Raw genomic sequence first — 16636 nt, 5'->3', positions numbered from 1 at the left:
GCCGGACAGCGGTTTGCGAATCCTTAAGGAAGCCCCTGTACGCCGGCCGGGTCGATATGGATGTTCCGATGACCCGCCGCCTGCCGCCCCGTCCGTTAGCATCGGCATCCGCCCGCATCGCGGGCGATGCGCGTGGCGCGGTGCTGGTCGAATTCGCGATTGTCGCGGTGCCGTTCATCGCGCTGATGCTGGCGATCATCCAGACGAGCCTGATCTACTTCGCGCAGGAAACGCTGGAGACGACGGTCGAGGCCGCCTCGCGCAGCATCGTCACCGGCAAGCGCCAGGCGGCGGATGCGGCCGGCAAGGTCGCCGGGATGACGCAGGCGCAGCTCGCCGAACGGTTCCGCAGGGCGGGGTGCACGTCGATGCCCGCCTTCCTGTCGTGTTCGCGATTGTACGTCGAGGTCAAGAACGCCGGCAACTGGAACGACACCCCGACGGCGCTGACGTTCGATGCGAACGGCAAGATCTCCAACACCTTCGCCTACGACCTCGGCAGCCAGGGGTCGGTCGTCGTCGTGCGCTTCATGTATCTGTGGCCGCTCCAGGGCGCGCCGCTGTTCAACCTCAGCAACGCTCCCTCCGGCCAGCGGGTGCTGTTCGCGACCTCCGTCGCCAAATCGGAAGCCTATTCGTGATGCGGCGGCGCGGACTGATCGCGGACGAAAAGGGGCTGGCGCTGGTCGAGTTCGCGCTCGTCCTGCCGTTCATGCTGATCCTCTACCTCGGCAGCGTCCAGTTGCAGGACGGCATTTCCTGCAACCGCAAGGTGACGATCGCCACCCGCGCGCTCGCCGATCTGATCGCGCAGAACACCACCGGCTCGCTGACCAAGGCGGAGATCGATTCCAGCCTGGCCGCGATCCCGCAGGTGATGCGGCCCTATTCGGCGACTCCGGCGGTCTTTCGCGTGACGCAGGTCGGCACCGACCTGACGCTGAAGACCACGGTGCAATGGAGCCGGGCGCGCAACGGCACCGCCTATGCCACGGGCAGCGTCGTCAATATTCCGGCGGCGATGAAGATACCCGGCACCTATTTCCTGCTCGCCGAGGTCAACTACGCCTACAAGCCGCCGTCCAATTTCGGCTTCATCGGCGCGCTCGCGCTGCGCGACTCGCTGTACATGCTGCCGCGCAATTCCAACAAGATCGACTGCACGGATTGCTGATGCGCATGCTCCACGCCCTGATCGCCACGCTGCGCGCCGCCAGGCGGGATGTCCGCGGCAACGTGCTGATGCTGTTCGGTTTCGCCGTGCCGCCGATGACCTTCGCGGTCGGCATGGGCATCGATTACGCGCGCGCGATGAAATCGCAGACCAAGCTCAACGCGATCGCCGATGCGGCTGCGCTGGTCGCGGTCAGCAAGACGGTGATGACGCTGCCCGACGCGGCGGCGGCGACCTATGCGCTCCAGATGTTCCAGATCCAGGCGGCGGCGGTGCTCGGCCCCGGGCAGGTGCAGATCACCAGCCTGACCGCGACCGCGCCGACCGATTCCAACGGCCGCCGCACCGCCACGGTCAAATATACCGGCACCTCGGGCAATGCCTTCGCGCGGATCCTGGGGATGGGGTCGCTCAATATCGGCGGCACCTCGGTCACCACCAACGCGACCGCGCCCGACATCGATTTCTACATGCTGCTCGACGTTTCGGGCTCGATGGCGCTGCCGACGACGACCGCGGGCCTCAAGAAGGTGGCGGACAGCAACAACAAGAGCTGCCAGTTCGCCTGCCATTCGACCAACGACCTGAAGGGCACCGACGCGACCGGCAAGCAGACCGATCTGTACGGCGTCGCCAAATCCTATGGCCTGACGCTGCGCATCGATGAGGAAGGCACGGCGGTGTCGCAGCTGACCGCCGATGCCAGCAGCACGTCGAGCAAGAACGGTGCCGACTATCGGATCGCCATCTCGACCTTCCGCGGCAAGGGCGGGTTCAACACGATCCAGTCGCTGACCGCGAACATGACCACCGCATCGACCAAGACCACCGCGCTTACCCCGTCGCTCTATTACACCAACGGCTGCCCCACCTCGGCGTGCAAGAGTACCGAGGTCGGCTACAACGACCAGGACACCGGCAGCAGCGACGCGTTCGACCAGATGAACACGCTGATCCCCACGCCGGGATCGGGATTGAAGGGCGGCGCGCCGCAGGCGGTGATGTTCATCATCACCGACGGGATGCGCGACGAATCGCGGCCCGGCGGTCGGCCGGAGGTGGCGATCGATACCGCCAAATGCACGACGCTCAAGAACCGCGGCATCCGGATCGCGGTGCTCTACACCGAATATCTGCCGCAATCGCTGGCCAACGACAGCTGGTCGCAGACCAATGTCGCGCCCTATCTGAACACCGTCGAACCCGCGCTCCAGGCCTGCGCATCGAGCGGCCTGTACACCAAGGTGTCGACCGATCAGGACATCTATACCGCGCTCGATGCGCTGTTCCAGAATGCGGTGGCGACGGCGCGCATCACGAACTGACCGGGGAGCGCTTGGGGCGCCCCCATGCCCTTCGTCACCCCGGACGTGTTCCGGGGTCCACCGGCCCGCGGGCGTATCGCTCTCGTTACCGTCCGTCCGCCTCGCCGCAGAGTGGACCCCGGAACAAGTCCGGGGTGACGGAGAAAATGGGGCGGCGTTCGCCCTTCCCTCAAAAAGGGCCCGCGCCCTATCTCCCCCGCGCCGCCGCGATCGCTTTCTCGATCTCCTCGATCGGCAGCGCGCCGGACAGGATACGGTCGCCGACGACCCAGCTGGGGGTGCCGTTCATGCCGAGCTTGGCGGCTATCCCCATGTTCTTCGCGATCTCGCCATCGATCGTCGCGCTGTCGACCGCGGCGAGGCTGACGCCCGCCTTGGCCGCGGCGCCCTGAATCGAAGCATCGCTGACCGGGCCCGCCGCATAAAGCGCTTCGTGGAAGCCGCCGAATTTCCCCTGCTGTGCGGCCGCCAGGCTGGCGCGTGCCGCGGTACGGCTGGTGTCGGACAGGATCGGCAGGTCGCGGTAGACGATGCGCAGGTTGGGATCGCGCTTCAGCAGGTCGGCGATCAGCGGCAGCGACGCGCGGCAATAGCCGCAATTATAGTCGAAATATTCGACCAAAGTGACGTCGCCCCTGGGATTGCCCGCCCAGGCGCTGCCGAACGGCGTCAGGATCGCATCGCGGTTGGCGGCGACCGCCTGTCCCGATTGCTGGTCCTGCAGTTTCTGCATCGCCTGCGGGATCAGCTCGGGGTGGGCGAGGACGTAATCATGGACGACGCGCTCGATCCGCGCCTGGTCGGGACCGTGGGGGGAGGCGAAGCGGTCGTAGCTCCAGACGGCGCCGGCACCGATCACGGCGCCGAGACTCGCGATCAGCGGCAGGGTGTAGCGGCTCACTTTTTCTTATACTTCTTGGGGTTGTCGTCCATGTCGTTCTGGGCGGCCATCGCAATGTCCTGTGCGCGGATCCAGTCCGGCGTGTTGGCGGGGATGTTGGCGAGCGCATAGCGCGCGCTCTGCGCGGCGGTGCGGTGGTCGCCGGTCATGCTCGCGCGCTCGGCGGTGGCGAGCGCGGCGCGGGGCGTGTCGCCGGTCAGTTCGTAGGCGGTGCCGAGCTGATACCAGGCGAAGGGATTCTCGTCGTCGCGGCCGACCGCGACGCGCAGCACCCTGATCGCCTCGGGATAATGCGCCTTGTCCTCGGTCGCGATCAGCGCGTGGCCGAAGGTCGTGGCGATCAGCGGGTTGTTGCGCGACCCTTCCGTCGCGGCGCGCAGCGGCGCAATCGCGTCGGTGGGCCGCCCCGCCTCGAGCAGGATCTGGCCGCGCACCTCCTGGAAATAGGGGTCGGCGGGATCGGCCTTGATGAGCGCGAGCGATTCGGCATCGGCCTTGTCGGGATAGCCCGCCTTGTGGAACGCATAGGCGCGGGCATAATGCGCGTAGATGCTGGTATCCGTCTCGGGATAGTCCGTCATCGTCCGCTCGGGCGTCATGACATAGCCCTCCAGCTTCGCCTTCACGCGGCGGAAGCGTTCCTCCAGCGCCGCATCGGGGGCCTTGTTCCACGCGGGCGAGGCCTGCAGGTCGGCGGACAGATGCGCGATGCGTTCGCCCGACAGCGGGTGCGTCTGCATGAACGGATCGATATTCTCGACGCCGTAGCGATATTCCTGCTGCTGGAGCACCTTGAAGAAGCTCAGCATGCCCTTGCCGGTCACCCCGGCGGTGGTGAGGAAACGCGCGCCGGCGGCGTCGGCGGCGGATTCCTGCGTACGGCTGAACGACAGATATTTGGCCATGCCGGCGGACTGGCCGAGCGCCATCAGCCCCGCGCCCGCCTCGCCCGCACCCGCCGCCACCGCGGCGAGGCCGAGCACCATCGACAACAGCGTGATGTGCATCGCCGGCTTGATGCCGTTGTCGGCGAGGACGACGTGGCCATCGGCGATATGGCCGAGTTCGTGCGCGATGACGCCCTGCACCTGGTTGGCGTTGGCCGCCGCCTGGAGCAGCCCGGAATGGACGTAGACGGTCTGCCCGCCGGCGACGAAGGCGTTGATCGAATCGTCGTTGATGAGCACGACCTTGACGTCGCGGGGGCTGAGGCCGGCGGCCTTGACCAGCGGCACCGACATGTCGGCGAACATCGCCTCGGTCTCGGCATCGCGCAGGATCGATTGCGCGTAGGCCGGTTGCGCGAGAAGCAGCGTCGCGGCGGCGGCGGTGAGGACGAGGCGTTTCATGGGCGGGGACGGGTCTCGGCAGGCACGGCGCGCAGCATAGGGGCGGGCGGGGGCGAGGTCACGGCGAAACGTCGGGATGGCATGGGCGAGGGGTAGGTGCGCGCGGCTGAACGGCGGGTGAGTGGGGTGACCCCGACCCACCACCTCCGTCACCCCGGACTTGTTCCGGGGTCCACCGGGCCGCAAGCGTCACGCTCACCCTTCCAGCCTTGCGCCTCGCCGCAGAGTGGATCCCGGAACAAGTCCGGGATGACGAAGGAATTGGGAAAGGGCGGTACACCCCCATTCCCCCAAGGCTGGCAACGCCCCGCGAACCTGCTACACGCTGGCCGCAGTATCATGGCGTCCGAAGCTCCCCGCACCACCCGATTCACCGTCTTCCGCGAGCGCGGCGGCGTGCGCGGATTCGCGCGCCGCGCGTGGGGTCGCTGGTGGGTCAAGGGGCTGGCGATCCTCGCGCTTCTCGCCGCCATCGCCTATGGCGTGTTGTGGGTGACGATCCTGCGCGCGCTGCCCTCGGTCGACCAGCTGCGCACCTACGAACCGCCGCTCCCCACCAACGTGCGCGGCATCGACGGGACGCCGATCCAGTCCTACGCCCGCGAACGGCGCGTCGAGTTGAGCTTCGCCGAATATCCGCCGTTGCTGGTGCGCGCCTTCCTCGCCGCGGAGGACAAGACCTTCTTCGAGCATCACGGCGTCGATTATCCCGGCCTCGGCGGTGCGGTGATCGATTATGCGCGCAAGTTCGGCACCGGCCGGCGTGCCAAGGGCGGATCGACGATCACGCAGCAGGTCGCCAAGAACCTGCTGATCGGCAACGAATATTCCCCGACGCGCAAGCTCAAGGAGGCGATCCTCGCCTATAAGATCGAGGACACGCTGACCAAGCCGCAGATCCTGGAGCTGTACCTCAACCAGATCGCGCTGGGGCGGAACGCGTTCGGGGTCGAGGCGGCGAGCCATGCCTATTTCGACAAGGAACTGGACGAGCTCGACCTCGCGCAGCTCGCCTATCTGGCGATCCTGCCCAAGGGGCCGTCGAACTACGATCCGGTGCGCCACGCCGACAAGGCGATGACGCGGCGCAACTACGTGCTCGGCGAAATGCTGAGGAACGGCTTCATCAACCAGGCGCAGCATGACGCGGCGGTGGCCGAGCCGCTCGGCACGATCCTGCGCCGCACGCCGAAATACGAGCGCGTCGGCGGTTATTTCGTCGAAGAGGTGCGCCGCCAGCTGATCGACAAGTTCGGCGAGAGCGACCGCGACGGGCCGTACAGCGTCTATTCGGGCGGGTTGTGGGTGCGCACCAGCCTCGACACGCGGTTGCAGGACCTCGCCGCGCAGGCGCTACGCGACGGCCTGCTGCGCTACGACCGCGGGCGCGGCTGGGCGGGGCCGATCCGGCACGTCGAACTGGACGATGCCGACAGCTGGCTGCAGCCGCTGCTCAACACCAACATCGGGCTCGATTACAGCGACTGGCGCGCCGGCATCGTGATCGCACGGGATGGCGACGCCTGGGTATTGGGCTTCGCCGACGGCAAGACAGGGCGCCTGCCGCGCTGGGCGGCGCAGATGCCCGTCCGCGGCAAGGGCGGCACCAGCTTCGCGGCGATCAAGGCGGGCGACATCATCGCGGTGGCGCCGGAGGGCGACGATTACGCGCTGCGCTCGATCCCCAAGGTGTCGGGCGGCTTCGTCGTCGAGGAGCCGGCGACCGGCCGCGTGCTCGCGATGCAGGGCGGCTTCGACAGCCGGTTGCAGGCGTTCAACCGCGCGACGCAGGCGCTGCGCCAGCCCGGATCGACGATCAAGCCGATCGTCTATTCCGCCGCGCTGGAAAACGGCATGACCCCCGCCTCGATCATCGTCGACGGGCCGTTCTGCGTCTATCAGGGCGCGCGGCTGGGGCAGAAATGCTTCCGCAACTTCGGCAACATGCGCGCGGCGGGTCCGCATACGATGCGCTGGGGCATCGAACAGTCGCGCAACCTGATGACCGTCCGCGCCGCCGCGACCACAGGGATGCCCAAGGTGGTCGACGTGATGAAGCGGATGGGGGTCGGCGAATACCAGCCCTATCTCGCCAATGCGCTCGGCGCGGGCGTCACCACCGTCAGCCGCATGGTCAACGCCTATGCGACGCTCGCCAACAACGGCCGCGCGCATGCCCCCACGCTGATCGACTTCGTCCAGGACCGCCATGGCAAGGTCATCCTGCCGGAGAAGTGGCGCGCCTGCGACGGCTGCAATGCGAAGGACTGGAACGGCCAGGCGATGCCGCGCCCCGGCGACCGCACGCGGCAGGTGATCGATGCGATGACCGCCTACCAGATGGTTCACATCACCGAAGGCGTCATCCAGCGCGGCACCGCGACGGTGCTGCGCGATCTCGACCGGCCGATGTTCGGCAAGACCGGCACCACCACCGGCCCGACCGACGTCTGGTTCGTCGGCGGCACGCCGCAGTTCATCGGTGGCCTCTACGTCGGTTACGACAGCCCGACCAACCTCGGCGGCTATGCGCAGGGCGGCACCTTTGCAGCGCCGATCTTCAAGGAGTTTGCGGTCAAGGCCTATGAGGGGCTGGAGAAGCTGCCGTTCCGTGCGCCCGCCGGCATCCGCATGGTTCGCATCGACCGCGCCAGCGGCCGGCCGGTCTACGGCACCTTCCCGACCGACACCGATCCCAAGGCGGGCGTGATCTGGGAAGCGTTCAAGCCGCAGAGCGAGCCGCGCCGCGCGATCCGTCGCGGCCCGGCCCCGGTGGCAGCGGCGACCGCCGCGCCGGCTCGCGCCACCAACACCCAGCGCGACAGCGATTTCTTGCAAAGGGAAGGCGGAATCTACTAGCGAACATTATGTTCGTCATCCCGGCGAAAGCCGGGATTTCCTCGTGAGGCATCCCGATGTTGCACGAGATCCCGGCGTTGCCGGGATGACAGTTTTTGGTTTTTGGAGAGTTCCCATGCGCGCCGAAGCGCAATCCCACGTCGATCGTATCAAGGAGGCCCTGGCATTGCTGCGCCGGTTCCTCGACTGGGATCGTGCGCTCCGCCGTCTCGACGAGCTCAACGCGCGCGTCGAGGACCAGGCGCTGTGGAACGATCCCAAGGCCGCGCAGGAGGTGATGCGCGAGCGCCGCCGTCTCGACGAGGCGATCGGCGCGACGCGCGCGATCCAGTCCGAGATGGACGACACGGTCGAACTGATCGAGATGGCCGAGGCGGAGGGCGACACCGCGATGGAGCTGGACGGCGTCGAGGCGCTGGCCGCGCTCGCCGCGCGCGCGGACCACGACAAGATCCAGGCGCTGCTCGCCGGCGAGGCCGACGCCAACGACACCTATATCGAGATCAACTCGGGCGCCGGCGGCACCGAGAGCCAGGACTGGGCGGGCATGCTGCAGCGCATGTACACGCGCTGGGCCGAACGCCGCGGCATGAAGGTCGAGCTGATCGACTATCACGCCGGCGAACAGGCGGGGATCAAGTCGGCGACGCTGCTGGTCAAGGGCGAGAACGCCTATGGCTATGCCAAGACCGAGAGCGGCGTCCATCGGCTGGTCCGCATCAGCCCGTACGACAGCGCCGCGCGCCGCCACACCAGCTTCTCCAGCGTCTGGGTCTATCCGGTGATCGACGACAATATCGTCGTCGATTACAACGAGAGCGACCTGCGCATCGACACGTACCGCGCGTCCGGCGCGGGCGGGCAGCACATCAACACGACCGATTCGGCGGTGCGCATCACGCATATCCCGACCGGCATCGTCGTCCAGTGCCAGAACCAGCGGTCGCAGCACAAGAACAAGGCGGAAGCGTACAACCAGCTGCGCGCGCGCCTGTATGAGCGCGAACTGGCGATCCGCGAGCAGGCGGCGAATGCCGAGAACGCCACCAAGACCGATATCGGCTGGGGGCATCAGATCCGGTCGTACGTGCTGCAGCCGTACCAGCTGGTGAAGGACCTGCGCACCGGCACGACCTCGACCGCACCGGGCGACGTGCTCGATGGCGCGCTCGACCCATTCATGGCGGCGGCGCTGTCGCAGCGCGTGACCGGCGAAAAGGTCGAGGTGGAGGACGTCGATTGATCCGCGTTCCGGTCCTGATCGCGCTTGCCGGTGCCGGGCTGTGCCTCGGCCTGACCGCGTGCGACGGGTCCAAACCGCTCATCAAGCGTGACGAAAAGCGGGTCGCCTTTCCCGCCGCCGACCGGCCGGTCGCGCATATCGTCTCGTCGCGCTGGTCGAACGAGGAAGCGCGCGACCGGCTGAACGAGGCGGGCGAGGTGATGGACAAGGCCGGCATCGCGCGTGGCATGACCGTCGCCGACATCGGCGCGGGCGAGGGCTATTACACCATCCGTCTCGCGCAACGCGTCGGCAAGGCGGGGCGCGTGCTGGCCGAGGATATCGTCGCCGGCGTCCGCGACACGCTCGCCGAACGCGTCGCACGCGAGGATCTGGAGAACGTCTCGGTACGCCTGGGCGCGCCCGCCGACCCCAAGCTGCCCGACGCCAGCTTCGACCGCGTGCTGATGGTCCATATGTACCACGAGATCGAACAGCCCTACGAATTCCTCTGGCGCCTGCGCCCATCGCTCAAGCCCGACGGGCTGGTGGTGGTGGTCGACGCCAACCGCCAGACGCAGAACCACGGCACCCCGCCCGCGCTGCTGAAATGCGAGTTCGCGGCGGTCGGTTATGCGCAGGTGGCGATGACCGAGATGCCCTCGGCGGGCGGCTATATGGCGACCTTCCGCGCGGTCGGGCCACGGCCGGAGCCGGAGGCGATCAAGCCCTGCGTGTTGGGGTAGGGACGGGGTTTTCGCGCGAAGACGCGAAGGCGCTGCGGCCGGGGAAGCGGCAGCCTTTCCTTCCCACCGGCGAGACGGTTGCCATGGCAGGACGAGAGGCTGCGCCGCGCGCGACATCTTCGCGTCTTCGCGTCTTCGCGCGAAACAGCCTTCTTCTTTGCTTCCTCCCCGGCGAAGGCCGGGGCCCAGTTGCGATGCTGGTCGTTGGCTGATGCTGCGCTCTATCAAACTCGCTCCCGCAACTGGGGCCCGGCCTTCGCCGGGGAAGGACGCGTGGCGAACGCCCGCCTACAGCAACCCGGCTTCGCGCAGGCTCGTGACCTCCCGACCCGTGACGATCAGATGGTCCACCAGCATCATGTCGAGCGCCCCCGCCACCTGCGCCAGCGCGCGCGTATAGGCGATGTCGCCGGCACTCGGCCGGGCGCACCCGCTCGGATGGCCATGCGCAAGGATCAGCGCAATCGCATCGAGGCGGAACGCTTCGGCGACGATCGCCCGCAGCGGCGGGGCGACCGCGGCGGCCGAACCAGCGAAGTCGAGACGGCCGAGAAACCTCCATTGCGGATCAAGATACAGCACCGCCGCACGCTCGACCTCCCCATTCGCCAGGTCGGCGACCAGCGCGGCGGCGGCGCGCGCGTCGGTGATCGGGGCGAGGGGAAGGGCGGCCGCTATGTCGCACCCTTGCGCCGCGGACGTGCCGGTGCACCGCCGACCGCGTCCGTTTCGGCGCCACGCTTGGCGACTCGGGCGACACGCGGTACGCGGCGACATGCGCCAATATCTCGACCTCATGGACCGCGTGCTGACTCATGGCGCCGAGCAGATGGACCGGACGGGCACCGGCACGCTCTCCGTCTTCGGCGCGCAGATGCGCTTCGATCTCGCGCAGGGCTTTCCCGTGCTGACCACCAAGAAACTGCACCTGCGCTCGATCATCATCGAGCTGCTGTGGTTCCTGCGCGGCGATACCAACGTGCGCTGGCTGCAGGACCAGCGCGTGAGTATCTGGGACGAATGGGCGGACGATCAGGGCGACCTCGGCCCCGTCTACGGCAAGCAATGGCGCGACTGGGAGACGGCGGACGGCCGCCACATCGACCAGATCAGCGAGCTGATCGAGCAGATCAGGACGCAGCCCGCCTCGCGCCGCCAGATCGTGTCGGCGTGGAACCCGGGCGACCTGCACGCGATGGCGTTGGCGCCGTGCCACTGCCTGTTCCAGACGCATGTCGCCAACGGCAAGCTGTCGCTGCAATTGTACCAGCGATCGGCGGACATCTTTCTTGGCGTGCCGTTCAATATCGCCAGCTATGCGCTGCTGACCCACATGCTGGCACAGCAATGCGGGCTGGCGGTCGGCGAGTTCGTCTGGACCGGCGGCGACTGCCACCTCTATTCCAACCATCTCGAGCAGGCGCGCACCCAGCTGACCCGCGATCCCGGCCCGCTACCGCGGCTGGAGATCGTCCGCACGCCGCCGGCGATCGACGCCTACGCATATGAGGATTTCGTCCTGCACGATTACGTCGCGCAGCCGCATATCAAGGCGCCGGTGGCGATATGATCGTCTTCCACCTCGCGCGGGCCGACAATGGCGTGATCGGGCGCGACGGGCGATTGCCGTGGCGGCTGCCCGCCGACCTGAAGCGGTTCAAGGCGCAGACGATGGGCCGGCCGATGCTGATGGGTCGCAAGACGTTCGAAAGCTTCCCCGCGCCCTTGCCGGGCCGGCGGCACATCGTGCTGACGCGCGACCCCGCCTGGTCGGCGGCGGGCGCGGAGGTGGCGCACACGCCCGAAGCGGCGCTCGCGCTGGCGGGGGAGGACGTCGCGGTGATCGGCGGCGCCGAGGTCTTCGCGCTGTTCCTGCCCCGTGCCGACCGGATCGAGCTGACCGAGGTGCACGTCGCGGCGCAGGGGGATGCGATCGTGCCGGCGTTCGCCGGGTGGCGCGAGACGGCACGCGAGGACTTCCTGGCGGAGGGCGAGCGGCCGGCGTACAGTTTCGTGACGTTGGTGCGGGGGTAAGCTCACTGCACATCCCACGTCACCCCGGACGTGTTCCGGGGTCCACTCCGCGGCGAGGCGCACGGCTTGAGGGGTGAGCGTGGGCGTGCGGCACGGTGGACCCCGGAACACGTCCGGGGTGACGGGGGGTGGTGCTGAAACACCAGCCAGTTGGTCGGGATCACGCAGGCGCTACTCGATCGCGGCTTCAAACCCGACGAGGTCGGCAAGGTGTTGGGCGGCAACATGCTGCGGCTGCTGCGCGCCGGCCTGTCACCGATGGTTGCCCCGGCGCTGCGCCAGCCCTAAGGCGCGGACGATGGAGCGGCTGGACGGCGGCTCGGCGGTGCCGCCAGCCTTGGCCGGCGGGATCGTCGCGCTCGGCAATTTCGATGGCTTTCACCTCGGGCACCAGGCGGTGGTCGGGCGTGCCGTCGCGCGCGCGCGCGCCGAGGGGCGGCCGGCGCTGGTTGCGACGTTCGATCCACATCCGGTGCGGCATTTCCGGCCCGATACGCCGCCGTTCCGGCTGACGACGCTCGACCAGCGTGCCGCGCTGTTCGCGGCGGCGGGGGTGGATGCGATGGTCGTCTTCCACTTCGACGGCGATCTCGCCGCGCTGTCGGCGGAGGCGTTCATCGCCGGGCGGCTGCACGCGAACCTGCAGGTGGCCGGCGTGGTGACCGGCGCGGATTTCACCTTCGGCAAGGGCAAGAGCGGCGACGTCGCGATGCTCGCCGCGCGAGGGGCGGCGCACGGCTTCACCGCGGAGACGGTCGGCGCGGTGACGCTGGATGGCGAACCGGTCTCGTCGAGCCGCATTCGCGCGGCTCTGCGCGCTGGCGACCCGCGTGGTGCGGCGCGACTGTTGACCCGGCCGTTCGCGATAGAAGGCGCGGTGCAGCATGGCGACAAGCTGGGCCGCACGATCGGCTATCCGACCGCCAATCTCGACATGGGCAAATATCTGCGTCCCGCTTATGGCATCTATGCGGTGACCGGGCGGCTGGCGGACGGGCGCGTGCTCAAGGGCGCGGCGAACCTCGGCATCCGGCCGACGTTCGATCCGCCCAAGGAATTGCTCGAACCCTATTTCTTCGATTTCGCGGGCGACCTGTACGGCCAGGGAATCGAGGTCGCGCTGATCGACTATCTGCGGCCCGAAGCGAAGTTCGATCGGCTTGACGCGCTGACCGCGCAGATGGAGGCGGATTGCGCGCGCGCGCGGGCGTTGCTCGATGGTTAACCCGTGTCGTTTATGCGCTTTGTCGAATGCGACACTCACGATAAGACCCCAGCCCTTATGACCGACGCTCCCGACACGCCGAAGGACTGGCGCGACACCGTCTTCCTGCCGAAGACCGATTTTCCGATGAAGGCGGGCCTCGCCGCCAAGGAGCCGGCGATCCTCGAACGCTGGGCGACGATCGGCGTCTACGACCGGCTGCGCGAACAGCGCGCCGGGCGCGAACGGTTCATCCTCCACGATGGCCCGCCCTATGCCAATGGCGACATCCACATGGGCCATGCGATGAACAAGGTGCTGAAGGACATCATCGTCCGCAGCCAGTCGCTGATGGGCAAGGATGCGCCCTATGTTCCCGGCTGGGACTGCCACGGCCTGCCGATCGAGTGGAAGGTCGAGGAGGCGTATCGGGCGAAGAAGCAGAACAAGGACGAGGTGCCGGTTGCGCAGTTCCGCGCCGAATGCCGCGCCTATGCCGACCGCTGGGTCGGCGTGCAGCGCGAACAGTTCCAGCGGCTGGGGGTGATGGGCGACTGGGCCGATCCGTACCTGACGATGAACTACGACGCCGAGGCGACGATCGTCGGCGAATTGCTAAAGTTCGCCGAGTCCGGCCAGCTCTATCGCGGCGCCAAGCCCGTCATGTGGTCGCCGGTCGAGAAGACCGCGCTGGCCGAGGCGGAGGTCGAGTATGAGGACATCGTCTCGACCCAGATCGACGTCGGGTTCGAGATCGCGACCGCGCCGGAAGCCGACATCCTCGTCGGCGCGACCGCGGTGATCTGGACGACGACGCCATGGACGATTCCCGTCAACCAGGCGCTCGCCTACAATCCGGCGCTCGACTACGTGCTGTTCGGCTGTGGCGGCCGGCGGTTCCTCGTCGAGGAAAACCTGATGGGCGCGTTCATGAAGCGCACCGGCCTCAAGATGGAGGAGTTCGTCGCGCTGGTGAAGGGCGCCGCGCTGGAAGGCGCGACCGCCAAGCATCCGATGCACGCGCTGGGCGGGTTCTTCGCCAAGCCGCGCCCGTTCCTGCCGGGCGAGTTCGTCACCCGCGACGCGGGCACCGGCCTCGTCCACATGGCGCCCGACCATGGCGAGGACGACTTCCTGCTGTGCAAGGCGCACGGGATCGACCCCGTGTTCGCGGTCGACGGCGCCGGCATGTACCGCGCCGACTGGGGCTGGCTCGGCGGACAGGGCAGCGTCATCAACAAGAAGTTCGTCGCCAGCGACGGGCCGATCTGCACCGACCTGCGCGAGGCGGGCGCCCTGCTGTCGGCGAGCGACGATTTCGCGCACAGCTATCCGCATTCGTGGCGGTCGAAGGCGAAGGTGATCTTCCGCGCCACCCCGCAATGGTTCATCCCGATGGACCGCGCGATCCTCGCCGACGGCGAGGGGACGGCGAGCAACGGCGCGACGCTGCGCGAGACCGCCTTGGATGCGATCGAGCACACGCGCTGGGTGCCCGAGCGCAGCCGCAACCGCATCCGTTCGATGGTGGAAGGGCGCCCCGACTGGGTCATCAGCCGCCAGCGTGCCTGGGGCGTGCCGATCGCGCTCTACGTCAACCGCTTGAGCGGGGAGTATCTTAACGACCCCGCGGTCAACGCGCGGATCATCGCCGCCTTCCGCGACGGCGGCGCCGACGCATGGTTCACCGCCGACCATCAGGCGCTGCTCGGTCCCGATTACGATCTCGCCGATTACGAGCCGCAGAACGACATCCTCGACGTCTGGTTCGACAGCGGCTCGACCCACGTCTTCACCGTCGAAGCGCGCTATGGCGCCGACGTCCGCGCGAACCTGTACCTCGAAGGCAGCGACCAGCATCGCGGCTGGTTCCAGTCGTCGTTGCTCGAAAGCTGCGGCACGCGCGGCCGCGCGCCCTATGACGCGGTCCTGACCCACGGCTTCGCGCTCGACGGGCAGGGGCGCAAGATGTCGAAGAGCCTCGGCAACGTCGTCGATCCGCTGAAGGTGATCGGCGAGAGCGGCGCCGACATATTGCGCATGTGGGTCGCCTCGACCGACTATTTCGACGACGTGCGCATCGGCAAGGAGGTGCTCGGCACGGCATCCGACGGCTATCGCAAGCTGCGCAACACCTTCCGCTACCTGCTCGGCGCGCTCGACGGGTTCGACGAGAGCGAGCGGGTCGAGGTGGAGGCGATGCCCGAGCTGGAGCGCTACGTGCTCACCCTGCTCGGCCAGCTCGACATGGACCTGCGCGAGGCGGCGGACGGCTATGAGCTCAACCGTTATCTGCGGCGCCTGACCGACTTCGCCAACGAGGATCTGTCGGCGTTCTTCTTCGATATCCGCAAGGATTCGCTCTATTGCGATGCGGCGACCGATCCGAAGCGGCGCGCCTACCGGACGGTGCTCGACACGCTGTTCCATGCGCTCGTCCGTTACGCCGCGCCGATCCTGTGCTTCACCGCCGAGGAAGTGTGGCAGGCGCGTTTCCCGAGCGCGGACGGATCGGTGCATTTCCTCGAATGGCCCGAACTACCGGCGCTGCCCGGCGACGAGCCGCTCAGCACCGACTGGGCCGACGTCCGCCGCCTGCGCACGACGGTGACCGAGGCGATCGAGCCGCTGCGCCGCGAGAAGACGGTGCGATCGAGTCTGGAGGCGGAGGTGACCGTCCCCGAACTGCCGCTGTCGGCGGCGGCACTGGCCGAGACGTTCATCGTGGCGAAGGTCGGGCAGGGCGAGGAGGTGGCGGTAACGCGCACCGATTACCTCAAGTGCGGGCGCTGCTGGCGCCACTTGCCCGAGGTGAGCGCGGACGGTGACCTGTGCGCGCGTTGCGAGGCCGTGGTGCATGCGTAAGCTGCCGACCGCGGGCCTCGTCACCGCCGCGCTACTCTTCCTCGCCGATCAGGCATCGAAGTTCGCGATCACCGACGTGCTGAAACTCGACGAGCTGACCGCGGAGCGGACGATCACGTCCTTCTTCAACCTGCGCTTCGTCGCCAACCACGGCATCTCGCTGGGGCTGCTTCACGCCGACAGCAACACGATGCGCTGGGCGCTGGTGGCGATGACCGGGGCGATCGCGGTGGCGGTCGCGGTGTGGATGACACGCGAGCCCAACCGCGCCGACCGGATCGCGCTGGGTGCGATCCTCGGCGGTGCGCTCGGCAATATCGTCGACCGCGTGCGCTTCGGCTATGTCGTCGATTTCGCCGACCTGCACTTCGGCGACTGGCGGCCGTTCCTCGTCTTCAACGTCGCCGATGCGGCGATCACCCTTGGCGTGCTGGTGCTGCTTGTCCGCGCGCTCCTGATGCGCGACAAGCGCGATGTTTCCTCGGAGAATCCCCATGCGTAAGTCAGTTCCGATTCTCGCCGGCCTCGCCTGCGTCCTCCTCCTCTCGGGCTGCGGCAAGCGCGGCTACGATCGTGCGCGTCCCGACGAATTCGCCGTCGCGCGCCAGGCGCCGCTGGTGATCCCGCCCGATTATGCGCTGGTGCCGCCGCAGCCGGGTGCGGCGCGCCCGCAGGACAATGCCAATACCGCGCAGACGCTCGACGCGCTGTTCGGCGGCAACACGCAGCGCAGCGCCGCGGAGAACGGCGTCGTCAACCAGGCCGGCGGCGATACGGCGGACGCCGGCATCCGTTCGTCGGTCGGCGACCCCGCGACCAACGTCGTCGACAAGGGCGCGACGACGCGCGACATCGTCGCGGCACCGGAAGGTGACGGGCAGGACGCGAAGGCGTCGGCGACGAAGTAGGCCCCATCCGCACGCTACCCGTCACCCCGGACTTGTTCCGGGGGCCACC

Annotated in this window: 16 protein-coding genes; 13 read left to right on the top strand and 3 right to left on the bottom strand. The window is 68.0% G+C overall.

Features of this window, described 5'->3' with window-relative positions; all coding sequences use genetic code 11:
- Window positions 1-68: 68 nt before the first annotated feature.
- The 3 genes from M9979_RS09720 to M9979_RS09710 are packed head-to-tail and all read left to right on the top strand — an operon-like array spanning window position 69 to window position 2499.
- Window positions 69-641: a TadE/TadG family type IV pilus assembly protein gene (locus M9979_RS09720; protein WP_254289161.1), complete on the top strand. Its 573-nt coding sequence runs from the start codon at window positions 69-71 to the stop codon at window positions 639-641.
- Window positions 641-1174, top strand: a complete 534-nt coding sequence (locus M9979_RS09715; protein WP_254289269.1) for a TadE/TadG family type IV pilus assembly protein — start codon at window positions 641-643, stop codon at window positions 1172-1174. The genes M9979_RS09720 and M9979_RS09715 overlap by 1 nt, the downstream gene beginning before the upstream one ends.
- Window positions 1174-2499: a TadE/TadG family type IV pilus assembly protein gene (locus M9979_RS09710; protein WP_254289160.1), complete on the top strand. Its 1326-nt coding sequence runs from the start codon at window positions 1174-1176 to the stop codon at window positions 2497-2499. Before M9979_RS09715 ends, M9979_RS09710 begins: the two co-directional genes overlap by 1 nt.
- A gap of 187 nt (window positions 2500-2686) precedes the next feature.
- Here M9979_RS09710 and M9979_RS09705 read toward each other — a convergent pair whose 3' ends face one another.
- Together M9979_RS09705 and M9979_RS09700 are read right to left on the bottom strand one after the other, a co-directional pair.
- Entirely contained in the window at window positions 2687-3400 is a 714-nt protein-coding gene (locus M9979_RS09705) for a DsbA family protein (protein ID WP_254289159.1), read from the bottom strand.
- Complete coding sequence (locus M9979_RS09700) at window positions 3397-4749, bottom strand: M48 family metalloprotease (RefSeq protein ID WP_254289158.1); 1353 nt, start codon at window positions 4747-4749, stop codon at window positions 3397-3399. The genes M9979_RS09705 and M9979_RS09700 overlap by 4 nt, the downstream gene beginning before the upstream one ends.
- Window positions 4750-5088: 339 nt before the next feature.
- On the opposite strand from M9979_RS09700, the gene M9979_RS09695 reads away from it, so the two are divergent.
- The 3 genes from M9979_RS09695 to M9979_RS09685 all read left to right on the top strand — a co-directional run bounded on the left by M9979_RS09695 (window position 5089) and on the right by M9979_RS09685 (window position 9576).
- Window positions 5089-7608 (top strand): penicillin-binding protein 1A, encoded by a 2520-nt coding sequence (locus M9979_RS09695; protein ID WP_254289157.1) that lies wholly within the window; start codon window positions 5089-5091, stop codon window positions 7606-7608.
- A gap of 115 nt (window positions 7609-7723) precedes the next feature.
- Window positions 7724-8851 carry a peptide chain release factor 2 gene (gene prfB, locus M9979_RS09690; RefSeq protein ID WP_254289156.1) on the top strand — a complete coding sequence of 376 codons (1128 nt, stop codon included), beginning with the start codon at window positions 7724-7726 and terminating at the stop codon, window positions 8849-8851.
- Window positions 8848-9576, top strand: a complete 729-nt coding sequence (locus M9979_RS09685; protein WP_422921874.1) for a class I SAM-dependent methyltransferase — start codon at window positions 8848-8850, stop codon at window positions 9574-9576. Before prfB ends, M9979_RS09685 begins: the two co-directional genes overlap by 4 nt.
- A gap of 288 nt (window positions 9577-9864) precedes the next feature.
- Here the strand turns inward: M9979_RS09685 and M9979_RS09680 are convergent, their stop codons facing one another.
- Window positions 9865-10353: a JAB domain-containing protein gene (locus M9979_RS09680; protein ID WP_254289155.1), complete on the bottom strand. Its 489-nt coding sequence runs from the start codon at window positions 10351-10353 to the stop codon at window positions 9865-9867.
- On the opposite strand from M9979_RS09680, the gene M9979_RS09675 reads away from it, so the two are divergent.
- The 7 genes from M9979_RS09675 to M9979_RS09645 all read left to right on the top strand — a co-directional run bounded on the left by M9979_RS09675 (window position 10352) and on the right by M9979_RS09645 (window position 16587).
- Entirely contained in the window at window positions 10352-11146 is a 795-nt protein-coding gene (locus tag M9979_RS09675) for a thymidylate synthase (RefSeq protein ID WP_254289154.1), read from the top strand. The two genes, M9979_RS09680 and M9979_RS09675, sit on opposite strands and share 2 nt — an antisense overlap.
- Complete coding sequence (locus M9979_RS09670) at window positions 11143-11610, top strand: dihydrofolate reductase (RefSeq protein WP_254289153.1); 468 nt, start codon at window positions 11143-11145, stop codon at window positions 11608-11610. The genes M9979_RS09675 and M9979_RS09670 overlap by 4 nt, the downstream gene beginning before the upstream one ends.
- Before the next feature lie 150 nt (window positions 11611-11760).
- Window positions 11761-11898, top strand: coding sequence for a hypothetical protein (locus M9979_RS09665; RefSeq protein WP_340689061.1), 138 nt, complete (start codon window positions 11761-11763; stop codon window positions 11896-11898).
- A 10-nt stretch (window positions 11899-11908) separates the two neighbouring features.
- Window positions 11909-12835 (top strand): bifunctional riboflavin kinase/FAD synthetase, encoded by a 927-nt coding sequence (locus tag M9979_RS09660; RefSeq protein ID WP_254289152.1) that lies wholly within the window; start codon window positions 11909-11911, stop codon window positions 12833-12835.
- Window positions 12836-12892: 57 nt separating this feature from the next.
- Window positions 12893-15679, top strand: a complete 2787-nt coding sequence (gene ileS, locus M9979_RS09655; RefSeq protein ID WP_254289151.1) for an isoleucine--tRNA ligase — start codon at window positions 12893-12895, stop codon at window positions 15677-15679.
- On the top strand, window positions 15672-16181 hold the full coding sequence (lspA, locus tag M9979_RS09650; RefSeq protein ID WP_254289150.1) for a signal peptidase II: 510 nt from the start codon (window positions 15672-15674) through the stop codon (window positions 16179-16181). Before ileS ends, lspA begins: the two co-directional genes overlap by 8 nt.
- On the top strand, window positions 16174-16587 hold the full coding sequence (locus tag M9979_RS09645) for a DUF3035 domain-containing protein (protein WP_254289149.1): 414 nt from the start codon (window positions 16174-16176) through the stop codon (window positions 16585-16587). The genes lspA and M9979_RS09645 overlap by 8 nt, the downstream gene beginning before the upstream one ends.
- The last annotated feature ends 49 nt before the right edge of the window (window positions 16588-16636 follow it).

Origin of the sequence: Sphingomonas liriopis (assembly GCF_024211255.1) — a bacterium.
Taxonomy (GTDB): domain Bacteria; phylum Pseudomonadota; class Alphaproteobacteria; order Sphingomonadales; family Sphingomonadaceae; genus Sphingomonas; species Sphingomonas liriopis.
The sequence above is the reverse complement of the archived record's forward strand: the minus strand, read 5'-3'. Positions and strand labels throughout refer to the sequence as shown.